This is a genomic window from Thermoplasmata archaeon, assembly GCA_035632695.1.
Taxonomy (GTDB): domain Archaea; phylum Thermoplasmatota; class Thermoplasmata; order RBG-16-68-12; family RBG-16-68-12; genus RBG-16-68-12.
In genome coordinates this window covers 1-14,710 of the sequence record DASQGG010000077.1, presented here as the reverse complement: position 1 = coordinate 14,710, position 14,710 = coordinate 1, and the positions used below count along the sequence as shown (strand labels likewise).

At 66.4% G+C, this 14,710-nt stretch carries 18 protein-coding genes and 1 tRNA gene; 9 read left to right on the top strand and 10 right to left on the bottom strand.

Annotated elements, in window-relative coordinates:
• From VEY12_05875 to VEY12_05855, 5 genes are all read left to right on the top strand, one after another.
• A partial coding sequence (locus VEY12_05875) for a hypothetical protein (protein HYM39657.1) occupies positions 1-312 on the top strand: 312 nt, incomplete at its 5' end.
• 221 nt (positions 313-533) lie between these two features.
• The gene (locus tag VEY12_05870) at positions 534-965 is read left to right on the top strand and encodes a metal-dependent transcriptional regulator (protein ID HYM39656.1); all 432 of its coding nucleotides are present in this window, start codon (positions 534-536) and stop codon (positions 963-965) included.
• Between the two features lie 24 nt (positions 966-989).
• The gene (locus VEY12_05865) at positions 990-1,910 is read left to right on the top strand and encodes a zinc ABC transporter substrate-binding protein (GenBank protein HYM39655.1); all 921 of its coding nucleotides are present in this window, start codon (positions 990-992) and stop codon (positions 1,908-1,910) included.
• The gene (locus tag VEY12_05860) at positions 1,907-2,719 is read left to right on the top strand and encodes an ATP-binding cassette domain-containing protein (GenBank protein HYM39654.1); all 813 of its coding nucleotides are present in this window, start codon (positions 1,907-1,909) and stop codon (positions 2,717-2,719) included. The genes VEY12_05865 and VEY12_05860 overlap by 4 nt, the downstream gene beginning before the upstream one ends.
• Positions 2,716-3,597 carry a metal ABC transporter permease gene (locus VEY12_05855; GenBank protein HYM39653.1) on the top strand — a complete coding sequence of 294 codons (882 nt, stop codon included), beginning with the start codon at positions 2,716-2,718 and terminating at the stop codon, positions 3,595-3,597. The genes VEY12_05860 and VEY12_05855 overlap by 4 nt, the downstream gene beginning before the upstream one ends.
• Positions 3,598-3,735: 138 nt before the next feature.
• On the opposite strand, the gene VEY12_05850 is transcribed toward VEY12_05855, so the two are convergent.
• Positions 3,736-3,819 (bottom strand) — tRNA-Ser (locus tag VEY12_05850).
• A gap of 98 nt (positions 3,820-3,917) precedes the next feature.
• Between VEY12_05850 and VEY12_05845 the strand changes: the two genes are divergently transcribed.
• The 3 genes from VEY12_05845 to gcvPB all read left to right on the top strand — a co-directional run bounded on the left by VEY12_05845 (position 3,918) and on the right by gcvPB (position 6,964).
• Positions 3,918-4,136 carry a thiamine biosynthesis protein ThiS gene (locus VEY12_05845; protein HYM39652.1) on the top strand — a complete coding sequence of 73 codons (219 nt, stop codon included), beginning with the start codon at positions 3,918-3,920 and terminating at the stop codon, positions 4,134-4,136.
• Positions 4,137-4,202: 66 nt separating this feature from the next.
• On the top strand, positions 4,203-5,525 hold the full coding sequence (gene gcvPA / locus VEY12_05840; protein ID HYM39651.1) for an aminomethyl-transferring glycine dehydrogenase subunit GcvPA: 1,323 nt from the start codon (positions 4,203-4,205) through the stop codon (positions 5,523-5,525).
• A 116-nt stretch (positions 5,526-5,641) separates the two neighbouring features.
• Positions 5,642-6,964 carry an aminomethyl-transferring glycine dehydrogenase subunit GcvPB gene (gcvPB, locus tag VEY12_05835; protein HYM39650.1) on the top strand — a complete coding sequence of 441 codons (1,323 nt, stop codon included), beginning with the start codon at positions 5,642-5,644 and terminating at the stop codon, positions 6,962-6,964.
• Here the strand turns inward: gcvPB and VEY12_05830 are convergent, their stop codons facing one another.
• From VEY12_05830 to VEY12_05795, 8 genes are all read right to left on the bottom strand, one after another.
• Positions 6,965-7,612, bottom strand: coding sequence for a 6-hydroxymethylpterin diphosphokinase MptE-like protein (locus VEY12_05830; GenBank protein HYM39649.1), 648 nt, complete (start codon positions 7,610-7,612; stop codon positions 6,965-6,967).
• A gap of 18 nt (positions 7,613-7,630) precedes the next feature.
• Positions 7,631-8,731 carry a DUF373 family protein gene (locus tag VEY12_05825; GenBank protein ID HYM39648.1) on the bottom strand — a complete coding sequence of 367 codons (1,101 nt, stop codon included), beginning with the start codon at positions 8,729-8,731 and terminating at the stop codon, positions 7,631-7,633.
• A 67-nt stretch (positions 8,732-8,798) separates the two neighbouring features.
• Entirely contained in the window at positions 8,799-9,452 is a 654-nt protein-coding gene (locus VEY12_05820; protein ID HYM39647.1) for a translation initiation factor IF-6, read from the bottom strand.
• 9 nt (positions 9,453-9,461) lie between these two features.
• Complete coding sequence (locus VEY12_05815) at positions 9,462-9,725, bottom strand: 50S ribosomal protein L31e (GenBank protein HYM39646.1); 264 nt, start codon at positions 9,723-9,725, stop codon at positions 9,462-9,464.
• Positions 9,726-9,729: 4 nt separating this feature from the next.
• Entirely contained in the window at positions 9,730-9,885 is a 156-nt protein-coding gene (locus tag VEY12_05810; protein ID HYM39645.1) for a 50S ribosomal protein L39e, read from the bottom strand.
• 2 nt (positions 9,886-9,887) lie between these two features.
• Entirely contained in the window at positions 9,888-10,217 is a 330-nt protein-coding gene (locus VEY12_05805; GenBank protein ID HYM39644.1) for a DNA-binding protein, read from the bottom strand.
• A 9-nt stretch (positions 10,218-10,226) separates the two neighbouring features.
• Entirely contained in the window at positions 10,227-10,691 is a 465-nt protein-coding gene (locus VEY12_05800) for a 30S ribosomal protein S19e (GenBank protein HYM39643.1), read from the bottom strand.
• 88 nt (positions 10,692-10,779) lie between these two features.
• Positions 10,780-11,307 (bottom strand): GNAT family N-acetyltransferase, encoded by a 528-nt coding sequence (locus VEY12_05795; GenBank protein ID HYM39642.1) that lies wholly within the window; start codon positions 11,305-11,307, stop codon positions 10,780-10,782.
• Positions 11,308-11,404: 97 nt separating this feature from the next.
• On the opposite strand from VEY12_05795, the gene VEY12_05790 reads away from it, so the two are divergent.
• Positions 11,405-11,980 carry a UbiX family flavin prenyltransferase gene (locus VEY12_05790; GenBank protein HYM39641.1) on the top strand — a complete coding sequence of 192 codons (576 nt, stop codon included), beginning with the start codon at positions 11,405-11,407 and terminating at the stop codon, positions 11,978-11,980.
• Here VEY12_05790 and VEY12_05785 read toward each other — a convergent pair.
• Positions 11,975-14,422 (bottom strand): DUF835 domain-containing protein, encoded by a 2,448-nt coding sequence (locus VEY12_05785; GenBank protein ID HYM39640.1) that lies wholly within the window; start codon positions 14,420-14,422, stop codon positions 11,975-11,977. The two genes, VEY12_05790 and VEY12_05785, sit on opposite strands and share 6 nt — an antisense overlap.
• Between the last annotated feature and the right edge of the window lie 288 nt (positions 14,423-14,710).

Here is a 14,710-nt window from a genome sequence, read left to right as displayed (position 1 = left end):
CCTTTCATTGACGTGGAGTCCGTGAAGGCGGTGAAGGCCAGTCCGTCCAAGACGCCCATTGCCATCGAGAAACGGATGTATCAGCACGGGGAGACGCGCATGGGTGGCTTCGTCGTCACGTTCGTGTTACGTGACGGGAGGCGCTTCGTCTACTCTGGGGGCGACTTCTGCGAGTTCGTCTCGGTCCCGAGTGGGTACACCCCTGACGACATCGAGGACGTTGTTTTCGAGGGCTACCCACGCATGAACCTTGGAAAGACCAAATGGATTGAGTCGCCTGATTGGAAATGGTGCATCTTCGAGCGACCGTGACGCCCGCCTCGGCGTGTACCCCCGCCTCGGCGTGTACCCCCGCCTCCGTCCCATCGCTTCCCGACTCGGCCGGAAGGGAACAGGGAACTCTTGGGGAACCTCAACGTGCGAATCTTGTACCAAAGGCATGGGGATAGCGCCCAGGGCAGGAAGCAGCAGCAATTAGGCGCACCTAATAATTAGGGTCAGCTATATATTCGACCCACCGTTAATGGTCCGCCATGGAGACGCTTCAGAGACTGACCCGTCGGCAGGTGGACGCCCTCCAGGTCATCTCGGTCAAGGAGACGCCGGAGCGGGGAGTCTCGCTTAAGCACATCGCCTCTGCGCTCGGGGTCACCGCCCCCTCCGCACTCGGCCACCTTACACTGCTCGAGGGATTCGGACTCGTCGCGCGCCACCGCGGCAAGAGCCGGCTGACGGACAAGGGTCGCCGCACGCTCGAGGAGTACCGTCGGCACCACCGCGTCGCCGAGACTCTCTTCGGCAGCCTGGGCCTCGCCCCGGCAGAGACGTGCGCGGCGGCTCGCGAAATCGATCTGGCGATGTCGCATCGGACGGTCGACGAGATCTGCCGCGTGGAGCAGCACCCCACCGCATGTCCCCACGGAGAGCCAATCACCGAATGCCGCGCCTCGGCGCGGGCTGGGTAGGCGCAGGCCCCGGAGGAAGGTCGTATGAACAAGATGTGGAAGCTGGTCGCGGTCACGCTCGTGGCCATTCTTGCTGTGGGCGTGGTGGGATTCGCGCTATTGGGGGGCCCCTCCCGCTCCGACTCGAGCGTGATTCACGTCGTCGCTGCGGAGAACTTCTGGGGAAGCCTCATCTCCCAGATGGGCGGAACCCATGTCAGCGTGACGAGCATCGTCTCAGACCCTAACGCCGACCCGCATGAATACGAGGCGAACACGTCCGATGCGCGGGCAGTCGCGGATGCGCAGCTTGTTATCGAAAACGGAGAGGGATATGACACGTGGTGCCAGCAGCTCATCAACGCCAGCGCCACGCCCAATCAGGTTGTGTTGAACGTCCAGAACGTGTTAGGCGTCCCCTCCGGCGGCAACCCCCACTTCTGGTACAGCCCCACCTACGTGAACATCACCGTGCGGCAGATGTTCACCGACCTCGCGTCCATCGCCCCTACGGACACGCAATACTTCCAGCAGCAGTACGCGTCGCTTAACGTTTCCCTCGGGGACTTGTATGCCCGTGTGGCCATCATCAAGGCCAAGTTCGCGGGCACGGAAGTGGCCGCCACCGAGGACATCTTCGTGTACTTGGCCAACGCAACCAACCTGGCCCTGGTCTCTCCCCCGGCGTTCATGGAGGCCGTGGCGGAGGGGAACGACCCGCCCGCATCGAGTGTTGTGGAGTTCCAGAACCAGCTCGAGAGCGGGAACGTTAGCGTGCTCGTCTACAATGCGCAGACCGTCTCGCCGATCACGACGCAGATGAAGCAGATTGCCGTCCAGTACAACGTCACAGTGGTCGCGGTCACTGAGACCATCCAGCCGCCCGACGTCACGTTCCAGGTCTGGTTCAACGCTGAGTTGCTGAACTTGCAGAACGCGCTCAACGCGAAGGCGCTGGGGCAATGAGGCCGCCGGCGGCGCCCGCGGCTTCCGGGATCGTCCAGGCGGAGCACCTGGACGTAGGATACGCAGGCCGAACCGTCTGGCAAGACGCCAACTTCGACATCCATCGGGGCGAGTTCGTGGCCGTGATCGGCCCTAACGGCGCCGGGAAGACCACCCTGTTCCGCCTGCTTCTCGGGCTTCACCGTCCGCGGGGAGGCAGCCTGAGGGTGTTCGATTCGTCCCCCCGCCGCGGGAATGCGAAGATCGGCTACGTCCCCCAGCGCCACACAATCGACAATGAGACTCACATCGAAGCCGAGGTCCTCGTCCGCCTGGGCTTCTCAGGGACCCGGTGGGGCCCAAGCCTGTCCTCACGAACGGAGAAGGAGGCTGCCGCGGACGCGCTCCAAGCCGTGGGCGCGGCCGATCTGGCGAACAAGCCCCTCGGCTCCTTGTCCGGCGGTGAGCTGCAGCGGGTGTTCCTCGCGGAGGCCCTTGTGGGCCACCCCGAGCTCCTGCTGCTGGATGAGCCGCTCTCCAATCTCGACCTCCGGCGCAGCCGGGACCTGGTCCATCTGATCCACGGGCTGGTCAAGACCCGGAACGTCGCGACCCTCCTTGTGGCCCACGACATCAATCCCCTCATCCAGTGCCTCGACAAGGTGATCTACATCGCCAACGGCCACGTGGCCACGGGCGCGCCAGAGAAGGTGTTGACTTCGGAGAGCCTCACGGCCCTCTATGGGGTTCCCGTGGAAGTTCTCCGGGACTCGCGGGACAACCTCGTGATCGTGGGCGGAGAAGATCTGCACGGGGAGGAGACTGGATGAGCTTCAGCTGGAACCTCGTCGCGGACCTTCAGGAGATGTGGGCGTATGCGTTCATGCGCAATGCGTTCGAGGCCGGGACCATCATCGCGATCGTCGCGGGGATCGTGGGCTACTTCGTCATCCTGCGTCGCTCCGCGTTTGCGACCCACGCCCTTGGTCACACGGGCTTCTCCGGAGCGGCGGGCGCCATACTCTTCGGAGTGAACCCCATCTACGGCCTCCTCCTCTTCACGACCGCCACGGGGACCGGTTTCGCCCTCCTCGGTCCCCGCGCCGCGCGTCGGGATGTGGAGATCGGGACTGTCCTCGCCTTCGCCCTCGGCGTCGGCCTGCTCTTCCTCAGCCTGTACACCGGATACGCCACGGAAGCCTACTCGATTCTCTTCGGCGAAGTGCTCGGCATCAGCACGGGCGGCGTGGTGTTCACGCTCGAGGCCAGCCTGGCGGTCTTGGCGGTCTTCGCGCTCATCTACCGCCCCCTCCTGTTCGCCTCGCTCGACGAGGACGTGGCGGAGGCGAAGGGAATGCCCATGCTCCTCCTCGGCGTGGTGTTCATGATCCTGCTCGCGGTCACCATCTCGATCGCGGTTCAGGTCATCGGGGTCCTCCTGATCTTCGCCTTGATGGTCACGCCGGCAGCGGCCGCGGTCCGGCTCACCAAGCGGCCACTGTACGCAGTCGTGATCTCGATTCTGGTAGCCCTGTCCGCGACCTGGCTGGGGCTCTTCATCTCTTGGTACGAGCCGTACCCCGTGAGCTTCTTCATCGTGAGCATCACGTTCGGAGTGTACCTAGCCGTCAGGGGCGGTCATGCCCTCTCTGGCAGGCTGGTCCGCCGGAGTCCTGCTTCAGGTAGGACGGTGTCCCCAGCCGAGTAGAGGGAGACAGTTTGTCACGGCCTCGGGGAAGGTGCCCGCCCTCGCGGGCGGGCATGCGGGGGACAGGCAGTGCGGAGAGCGTGGGCTACTACCGGGAAGAGGCCGGGGCGTCAAAGTGCACCGACCCTATGGGTCAAGCGCCCAGGGCAGGATTTGAACCTGCGCGGCCTTGCGGCCAGCGGTTTTCGAGACCGCCGCGATTCCGAGCTTCGCGACCTGGGCAGACGGCGCACAGGAAGGTCAGGTTTCCCATAAGCGTTCCGTCTCGGAGCCCCGGCCTTGCGAGGTCTTAAGGCTGGGGAGGCCGTTCGCATCGCACGATGATCGTCACCGCCGAACTGGTCCAAGCGCGGAAGTCGGAGGCGGTCGATCTTCCGGACTCGGCCACCGGATTCGACTTGCTGCGACGCCTGAACCTGGCGGTGGACGCCCACCTCGTCGTGAGGGGGGACACGCCCATCCCCTTGGACGAGCCCCTCGTCGACCGCGAGCGCATCCGCGTACTCTCCGTCGTCTCCGGAGGCGCCTCCTCCGGGTGACAACGCCGCGATCGCGCTCCTCGGTTCCAAAGCTTTAAGGGTGCCATTCCATTTGCACGGCCCCGCATGGCGTCCGATGAGGCGGACATGCTCCGCACGATGGGATTGCGGAGCGTCGAGGATCTCTTCTCGGACATCCCGCCCGCGGTCCGGATGAGCGGCCTGCCCCTGCCGCCGGGCCTGTCCGAGCAGGAGGTCGTCGCGCGGATCACGGAGATGCTCTCCGCGAACCGGACCATGGCGGACATGCCCACGTTCCTGGGTGCCGGCCTCTACGACCACTTCGTCCCCGCGAGCGTGCGTGCCATCACGTCCCGCGCGGAATTCTACACGTCCTACACCCCGTACCAGCCCGAGGTGAGCCAAGGGATCCTCCAGACCCTCTGGGAGTACCAGAGCATGATCTGCGACCTCACCGGGATGGACGCGGCGAACACGTCCATGTACGACGCGTCGACCGCGTTGGGCGAGGCCGCACGGATGGCGCGGCGAATCCACAACGGCAAGATCTTCCTGGTGCCGCGCGCCCTTCGGTGGCACCGCCGCACGGTCCTCGGGAACTACACGTGGGGCAGCGGGATCCTCGTCAAGGAGGTCGAGTACGACCGCGCGACCGGGATGCTGGACCTCGCGGACTTGAAGCAGCACCTGTCCGAGGACGTGTGCGGGCTCTACGTGGAGAACCCGAACTTCTTCGGGCGGCTCGAGGAGCAGCTCGCGGAGATCCGCACCGCGACGGACGTCCCCCTCGTCGTTGGGATCAACCCCATCGCGCAGGCCGTGGTCAAGAAACCCGCGGACTTTGGCGCGGACATCGTGATCGGCGAGGGCCAAGCCCTCGGGAACGCGGTGAATTTTGGCGGACCGCTCTTGGGGATCTTCGCGTGCCGCCAGGAGCACGTGCGCAAGATGCCCGGCCGGGTCATCGGCCTCACCAAGGACGCGGAAGGCCACCGGGCGTTCTGCATGACCCTCCAGACGCGGGAGCAGCACATTCGCCGCGAGAAGGCGATGAGCAACATCTGCACGAACGAGTCCCTCATGGCCGTCGCCTCCGCCGCGTACATGGCCGTCCTGGGCGCCAACGGACTTCGTCGGGTGGCCGTCGAGTGCATGCGGAAGGCCAAGGATCTCGCCGCGGCGATCCGCGCGATCCCGGGCTTCGAGGCCCCGCTCTTCGAAGGCGCCCACTTCAACGAGTTCACGGTGCGATACCAGGGCGGCTACGAAGCCGTCCACCGCGCGCTCCTCGCGAGGGGGCTCCACGGCGGGATGCAGCATGCGCGCCACCTCCGTGAGCTCCGGGACTTCGCGCTCTTCGCGGTCACAGAGCGGCACACGAAGCACGACCTGGACCGCCTCGTCGAGGCGTTGAGGTCGATCCGATGAAGTTCCGCCAGGCGTTCTACGAGGAGCCGCTCCTCTTCGAGCAACCGTCCGCGGACGCGGAACCCGTCGACCTCACGGGCCTCGTGCCTCCGGGTCTCTAGAGGGACCGGCTCAGCCTGCCGAACCTCCCCGAGCACGAGGTGGTCCGGCACTACACCCGACTATCCCAGATGAATTTCTCGATCGACACGGGCTTCTATCCGCTCGGATCCTGCACGATGAAGTTCAACCCGAAGTACGCGGAGGAGCTCGCCTCCCTGCCCACGGTTGCCCGCGTGCACCCGGACCAGGACGAATCCACGATCCAGGGAGCCCTCCGCCTGATGCACGAGCTCCAGCAGTCCCTTGCCACGATCGCGGGGATGGACGCGGTCACGCTCCAGCCGGCCGCGGGCGCCCAAGGGGAGTTCACCGGGTTGCTCCTCGCCCAGGCGTACAACCACGACAAGGGGGAGCACCGCCAGCAGATCATCGTTCCCGACACAGCGCACGGGACGAACTTTGCGAGCGCGGGCATGGCGGGCTTCGACATCGTGGAGATCGCTTCCGTGGACGGCCGGGTCGACCTGAGCGCGCTCAAGCGCGCGGTCGGGGACAAGACCCTCGCCTTCATGATCACGAATCCGAACACGCTGGGGATCTTCGAGGACCACATCATCGACGTGGCGGACATCGTCCACCAAGTGGGCGGGCTCCTCTACTACGACGGCGCGAACCTGAACGCGATCATGGGGAAGACCTCGCCGGGGCTCATGAACTTCGACATCGTCCACTTCAACCTCCACAAGACGTTCACGACCCCGCACGGCGGCGGCGGCCCGGGCGCGGGTCCCGTCGGTGTCAAGGCGCCCCTGGAACCGTTCCTCCCCGTGCCCGTGGTCACCTTCGACAGCTCCATGTACCACCTGGACTACCACCGCCCCAAATCCATCGGCATGGTCCGCGCCTGGTACGGGAACTTCGCCCTCCTGGTCCGCGCGTACGCATACATCCTGCGGCAGGGAGGGGACGGGCTCACCCGCGCCTCGGAGCGTGCGGTCCTGAATGCGAACTACGTGAAGCATCGGGTCCAGGGAGCCCTCGAGGTGCCCTTCAGCGGCCTCCGCAAGCACGAGTTCGTCGCGAGCGGGGCCAAGCTCGCGGCCAAGGGCGTCAAGACCACGGACGTGGCGAAGCGGCTCATGGACTTCGGCTACCACCCGCCCACGGTGTACTTCCCCCACCTCGTCGAGGAGGCGCTCATGATCGAGCCCACGGAAACGGAGACCCGCGCGACCCTCGACGCGTTCGCCGACACCCTCATCCAGATTACGAAGGAAGATCCTGCGCTCCTGCACTCCGCGCCCCACAACACCGCGGTCTCCCGGGTGGACGAGGTCCAGGCGGCCCGCGACCCGGTCCTGAGCTGGCGCTACCTGAAGGCCCAGCCCAAGTTCTGATCACAGCTCGAACTCGGGCCGATCCAGGTTCTGCAGGAGGATGTAGGCCCAGTCCAGCTTGCGCCGCTTCCGCTCCGGGTCCTCGTCCTTGACGCTGGGATGCTCGAAGTCCCACCCCAGGAGACGGATCTCCTTGGCGCCGAAGTGATCCGCGAGGCACACGGCCCGGTCTCCGTCCGTGAAGCCGCCGAAGTCGAAGAGGCGGCCGGTGGGCCGCGACTGCGTGGTCGCCACGGTGCGGCCGTGAAACCGCGGTGCCCACCTGCGGATCGCGGGTCCGTTGTCACCGTGCCCCAGGATGACGGCCACGGCCCCCTGGGCGTTCGCGCGCACCTGGTCCGGGACGTTCCCGTCGAGGTCCGTGACGAGCACATCGGGGAGGTGGTCCTGGGCCAGCGCGACGGAGGTGGCCTCGTCCGCGGTCACCAGGACGCCCTCCACACGGTCCATCTCGGACGCCAGGGTGGGCCCGTTCCCCGCGACGGTTACGGTTTTGCCCCTGAAGAGCGCCCGCAACTCGCCCGGAGGCACGCGCTTTCCACCGAGGAGCCGGTCGAGTTCGGCCGCCACGGCCTCGTCCTCCGCGGGCGAGAGCCCGAGGTCTTCGACGATCTGAACGTAGAAGGGCTCCCAGTCCTCGAACTCCATGGGTGGGGACCTCGTCGCTCAGTGCCGCCAGCCGTCCTCCATGGGCTGCTCCGCGCGCGTCCGGTACGAGAGGCCCGTCGCGACGACGAGCAGCACCGCGAGGGCGATGCTCAGGTAGATGAGGACGAGGGAAAGGGGCGAGGTGGCCTCGCCCACGATGACCTGGAGGCCCTGGATGGAGGCGAGGACGATGAGCCCCAGGGCGACGAAGGTTCCCGCGACCGCGATCACGTGCCGCGGCACGCGGCCGTGCTTGAAGTACGCCGTGAGCGTCTTTCCTCCCTCGAACACGAGCGCCGCGAGCACGCACCACCAGACGGCCCCCAGGATGAAGGAGAGGGTCTGGAGCAGAAGGTCCGTGCCCGGCGTCTTGCGCGCCAGGTCGAACCCGAAGGCGACCCCCGCGATGACGAGGAAGATCGCGCCCGCGGTGAAGAAGATGGAGACGTCTCCCGAGGCCGCGTTCGCCCGCACGCCTTCGTAGTAGTCGCCCATGGCGCGGTACACGTCGCGGACGCTGTTGAACGGCAATGAGATCAGGATCAGGTACACGCCCGCGAAGATCAGGACCAAGGCGGGTGCGGCGTACGGGTCGAAGAAGTCGATGAGCCCGAACAGGAAGAGAACGAGGCCTAGGGGCGCGATGACCTTGCGGCGGACCTTGGGGTTCCGCATCTGCTTCGAGAACACGTAGTACAGGGATTCCGCGCCCGGGGTCTGCCGGACGAATACCCGACGCACGTGGTCGATTCGGATCCGGGAGCTCAGAATGGGCGCGAACGCCTCGTCCTCGGCCCCGTCGGAGACCAGGAACACCCGGTCCGGGCGCACCTCCTCGAGGACGCGGTCCAGCTGCTGGGTCAGGATGGTGTCCGAGGTCGCACCTACGCGGACGTCCCCGCAGATCGTGGCGATCTCCACGTCGGCGCCCTCCTTGACGAGGCCGTCGAACATGTTGACCGCGGAGAGCATCGCGTTGAGGTCGGAGTCCTCAGGATCCGCGAGGCCGAGCTTCATGGCCGTGGAGAGGTTGTCCTCCCGGCCGATCAGGGGGCCCTTGATCCCGGTCTTGACCCCGATGTCGTCATCCCGGTCCACACACAAGACCAAAGTCTTCATCGGACGATTTCCAAAGTCGCCCGAGGCTATATGTAACTTCTGCAACGGTTCTGAAATGGCCGAGCACTCAGTAGTAGCCCAGACCCTCCTCGATCCGCCCCAGCTCGATGGGCGTGGTCTTGGAGCCCACGACGGCCCCTTTGGAGTTCGCGACCATGCATGCGCCCACGAGCGCGGAACCGTAGTTGGCCGTCGTGATCGCGACGGGCACGTGCAGGATCTCCTTCAGGACCTCCATTTCCCCGGGCCGCGCATGGGGGTGGCAGAGGACACCCTTGTTCGTCGCGACGGCCACCGCGCCCACGGTCCGTACGCCCGCGATCGTGCCTCGGGTCGCAGGGACCCCCAGGGCCCCGGAAATCACCTCGAGGGCATCGTCGTCGTAGCCCGGATGGACCACCGCACCGTGGTCGTTGCAGAGCACGTTGTTGCACACCGCACTCAAGCGGTGGGGAAGCGGGTACACGGGCGTCCCGATCGTCTCGGCCTCGCTCTCCTCGATGAAGGGAGACGTGAGGATGCCATTCGAGTTCATCGCGACCAGGCTGCCGACGACCGTGGAGCCGGCCACCGTGGTCGGGATCGGCCGGACCCCGAGCGCCTCGCCGATCGAATGCACCGCGGGCTTGGGCGTGGCGGGATCCAGGAGCAGGAGGTCCTCGCTCGCGGCGCAGAACACTCCGATGAAAGGGTTGCCATTGACCTCAAGGCGACGCAGCAATCGGGTCCCTCAGTCCTCCGGCAGGGAAACGACGGCGGAACCGTCCTCGAACTTGATTGCCTTGACCCGGACCGAGCGCGGCGGATGCTCGCGGCCGCGGGCCCAGATGAACTCGTTGAGCACGTCGTCAATGAAGATCCGGTCGGGTTTCAGGTGGCGCTTCACGTACTGCCGGATCGCCTTGATCGCCCGGGGCGCGCGGTCCGTCCGGGAGGCCGCCCAGGCCGCGCGCAGGGGGATCACCAGGATCCGTTCCTCTTCTTCTCCCGCCATGGCCTCACATCTTCAGTTTGTTGCGGCGCCAGCTGCGCTTCTTCGGGTGCCGCGTGAACTCGCGCTTGGTTCTCTGCATGACCCACGCCGGCACGCGCCGGTTCGACTTCACGCGGCGCAGGAGCCGGAGCTTCTTCGCGTACGGCTTGTTCTTCGCCACGGTCAGCGCCTCTCAATCTTGATCTCGCGCTTCTTGGGCATCACGCGCTCGAGGATCTGCTTTAGCGTGGCGTCGTCGATCGCCTTCTGTACGCGCCCGCTCTGGGCCAGCGCGATGAGCTGGTTCTCCAGGTTGTCCGCGAGGTCGGGATACGCGAGCTCGATGCGTCCGAGCCGCTCCCGCGCCTCGGGCGTGAGGATCTGACGGAGGATGAGCTGCCGTTGGGCCTGAGCCTGGTCCCGCATCTGCTGCTGGGCCGCGGCCTGGTCCTGGGCCTGCTGGAGTTCCATGAGCTTGCGGCGCCGGATCGCGTCCAGCTCATCGTCGTCCATCGACATAGGCTAGTGCCCTCCGGCGTACTTCATGAGCTCGGGGTTCGACCTGGCCATCTCGAGGAGGATCTCGTGGGCCAGCTTGTCCAAGAGCTTTCGGCCCGCGGCGGTGATCGTGCGTCCCCGCTTTTCCGCCTTGGCGAGGTAGCCGAGGGCCTCCAGCTGCTGCATGGCCTCGCGGGCAACCGACCGCGATCCGCGACGGGGGTGGGCCGGGGCGCTCCCGTCCGCTCGACGGCCGCCGAACTCCGCGGCGAGGCGCGCCGAACCCACGGGTCCCTGGAGGTAGACCTTCCGCAAGACCGCGGCCACACGACGGTACCACCAGTCCCGCTGGACCGGCGCCTTCTCCGTGTGGACGCCCGTCCGGGAGAACTTGGACCACTCCGGCGGCTTGATCTTCGCCTCCTTCTCGAGCTGGTCCTTGAGCCGCTCGATGAGGAGTCCCGGAGGTACATCGTAGACCGTGGTCATGGCGAACACTCGTTGAAGTAGCGCCTTCATAAATCGAGGTCGTATTTGAAGGCTTGCGTGCTCCGGAACGGGAGACCTCTGGGTTGGGTCATCGCCTGCGACGGCGGGCCTCCGGACGCCGCGGCGTCCTCGTGCCGCGGGTCAGCACCGCAGAGCGGTCCAAGCGCAGTCGCATCTCCGAGGTCGCGCGGAAGCCCGCACGTTCGTAGATTCCCTTGCCCTCGTCCGTGGCGTGGAGGATGACCACCTGATGCCCATGGGACTCCGCCCAGCGGACCGCGGCCCGGACGACGAGCGTGGCGTACCCCTTCCCCCGTTCTTCGCGCTCGGTGTACATGGACATCAGGTACGGAGCGCGACCGCCGCGGGTCCAGGGACGAGGCGGCAGGGGCATGAGCCAGAGACCCCCGCTCGACGGGATGCGGCCGTCCTCTCGCTCCACCAAGAACCCGACGAAGCGGCGAGAGTTCAGACGAGTCCGCGCCCACCGTCGGTATGCGCGATCCACCTGGTCGAGCTCCGCGGCGCTCGCGTCCGATATCTCCTCGAACATCTTCCTCCGATGGCGAACAAGGAGGTCGAGATCCTTCGTCGTCGCCTCTCGGACCCGGACCACGATGCCGCGACCTCGGAACGGGACATATAGTTTTGGCCGCCACGGAGCGCTCCCCGCCGCGGAATCTTCATCTAGCTCCGAGCGCGTCCGGCCGCAGATGGAAGGACAGCCGCCGATCCTGGTCGCGGTCACGGGAGCTTCGGGGGCAGCCTACGCCCGGAGGCTCATCGAGGTCCTCGGCAAGCGCGCGGACGTCATCCTCTCCCGGGACGCCGAGACGATCGTCAAATTGGAAACGGGTCTGGCGCCGAAGGAGTTCACGCGAGGCGCACACCGGGTGTACCGCGGGGAGGACCTCGCCGCCGCCCCGGCGTCAGGAAGTCACCGGTTTTCCTCTCTCGTCGTGGTCCCCTGCAGCGGGACGACCGTGGCCAAGATCGCCGGCGGGATTGCGGACAACCTGGTCACGCGTGCCGCTGCGGTCGCACTCAAGGAGAGGCGCACGCTCATCCTCGTTCCGCGAGAGACGCCCGTGAGTGCAATCGCATTGGAGAACCTCCTCAAGCTCGCCAGGCTGGGCGTCGTGGTCCTTCCGGCCTCGCCAGGATTCTACGGCCGGCCTGGGGAGGTCACGGATCTCATCGACTTCGTCGTGGCACGCATCCTAGATCAGCTCGGCGTGGAGCACGATCTCGGGCCGCGGTGGACGGGGCCACCCGATGAGGACTCATAGACGTGCGGAGAGGTCCAAGAGCTCGTCGAACTCTGCGGCGAGGCGTTCGATCTCCGCCTCGGCCAAAATGCCCGGTCCCACGCGGCCGATGACCGTAATCTGGTGGACGAACGCCATGTCGTTCGCCTTCCGGAGGAAGCGGACGACGTCGCCCAGGGACGAGGTCGCGACGATCTGGTCCAAGCCGTCGTAGAGAATCACGCCGCCTTTCCCCGACCGGGTGAGCGGCAGGATCATCTTGAGCCCGGTGGGGTCGAGCCTCTTCGGATCGATCGCACCGGCCACCTGGGCAGTGACCTGGGCGAACTGGACATCCTTGAGGCCGAACTCGAGCCGCAGGCGCTCCGGAGCTGCGTTGGTCACGACCAAGGCGGGCTTCCCTCCCTTGGCCAGGTCCACGAGCCAGTGGAACGCGATCGCAGGGTTGCTCGCCACCAGGAGGTAGCGCTTGCCCGCGTCCAGGCTCCGGAGGCTGCCCCCGCAAGAGGCGCAGGTCATCGTGCGCGCATCCACGCCCTCGGGAATCGTCTGGATCTCGCCGCATGCGGAGCACCGCATGGACACGGACCGAGGCTCGCCGATGGTCTCGAGCCCCGCGACGGGCTTGCGGCAGTTCGAGCACCGCATGAGCCCGCTCGCGCAGCCCAGGTGATACAGGGCGCCGCAGGAGCACGCGTACGTCTTCTCTCCGTCGCGGATCGTGCGGAGGCAGTGCGTGCAGTGCCCGATGGGCTCGGGCGCGGGACCCTCCTCGGTGGCTGCGGAAGGCGTCTCCGTCTCCTCGGTCTCCGGGGCGACGGGCGGTGGCGCCTGCTCGAGCATCTGGAGATAGTACGCTCGCGTGCCGAAGCTCAGGCCGAGGGCGAGGGTCAGCGCGAGGAAGAAGTAGGCCGGGCCGTTAAAGTACACGCGCACCCCGATCGCGAAAAGCGCGGTAGGGATGAAGTAGAAGAGAATGAGGACCAGGATGGCCGCCTTCCCGAGCCAGTGGAGCCACTTCACCTTGTGCACCGCGGGGCGGTAGACGCTCGGGTGGGCCTCCCGGTACGTGTCGTACGCGACCTCCTGGAAGCGAGAGATCAGGTACGCCGCGACGCACATCACGACGAAGAGGACCTGCGGGTTCTCCATGGCGTCGAACGCCGTGTACCGCACGGTGTCCGGAGCCAGGCTCGACGTGTCGTAGGCGCTCGAGTACCACAGGATCTCGCCGCCCGGAGTCCGGATGAGCGTGGGGCTACCCGAGGGCACGTTGAAGTTCGAGAAGCTGATCGTGCCGATCAGGTAGTGCGCGTCGGACTCGAGCACGGGACCTTGGTAGGTGGCGGGTGCGTGGATTGCAAAGTTCGAAATGAAGAAGCCGGAGAGCGGCGTGCCACCGGGTGCCGAGAAGAGCAGGCGGAGGCGAACCTTCTGTCCCAGGTACGAGGTCATGTCCACGCCCATCGGCAGCCACACCCCCTGCGCGGTATTGTTGTAAACCGAAAGGATTCCTCGTCCAAGGGTGGTCCACGTCAGGTTCGTAGTGTCACGGGCTGCTTGTACTTGGAGTTCGTCCCCGGTGGCGACGGCCCCCGTGTAGTTGAACGTAATCCAAGCCGAGGACGCAAAACGCAGATCGAGCGGGATGCCCCCCGCGCCGAGGGTACCGTCCATGACGGCCGGCGCGGCGAACGTCGAGTGCGGCTCGTAGCGGCAGTTCGTCGTCGGCGAAGGACACTGCGTCGAGTTCCCGGCCCATAAGACGGCGGGATGCGTGGCGTCGTAGTAGAGACTCTGCCAGCCCACGGTGGCATTGCCCACCCGACCGGCGAGCTGGAGGGGCCACGAGCCCGCCTGGCGGGCGTCGATGGAGAACACCTGGAACAGGGCTTGCGCGTACGCCTCCGTGGACAAGGGCATGGACACGTCGCCCGTGTTTGTGGCCCCGTTGAAGAGGAACCGGATCTGGAGATCCGCGGTCGAGTTCGCGTTCGACCCAACGATCCCGGTCGTACTCGTGTTGAACCCGTTCACGAGGTCCTTGTCCAGCAGGTTCGCCCGGTCGAGGAGGAAGTAGCCCACCTGGGTGCCGCCCGTCTGGGCGTTCGGGTAGCTCCCCTCGAGGACGTTCTCGAGACGGTCCGTGTAGGCGCGGCCTTCCGGTTCCTGGATCACGCCGTCGTGGTTCCCGTTCGTGGGGTCGCCGCCGTAGACAAACCCCTGAGGGATCTTGGCGTACTCGTCGAACAGGTGGACGAGGTCGGCGCGGAACTCGCGCGCGACGTCGCCGGTGAGCGTCCAGGTGACATGGCCGCCGCCGTTTAGGGCCGTCGTGCCGAAGAGCTCGTAGTCCGCGGTCACGGTCATCTCGCCGGACTGCCCTGCGGCGGGGAGGGCGAAGGACCAGAGGAGGAGGGCTCCGAGAAGCAACGCGAGGGAGGCGAGCGGGGGAGAGCGCATCCTTGGGCGCGGAAGCGGACTCCGGGGGATAAATCCTTCTGTAGCAGGAACCCGACGGGACAGCACCTCCGGAGAAAAGGGTTATTCACCTGACTAGTCGGGGGCTTAACAGCACTCCACCGATGGACCTGGTCGCCGGGACGAGAGCCTCCCGTCGGCCTGTCGTGATTCCCCGCTTTCCTATGCTGGGCCGCGTGGCCCAGCTCCTTCCCCCGCCCGCGTCATTTCCTGCCGGAGGTGTATCATTATCCGGAGAGCGTAGTCGCTTTCGTCTCGCACGCCGCGAAG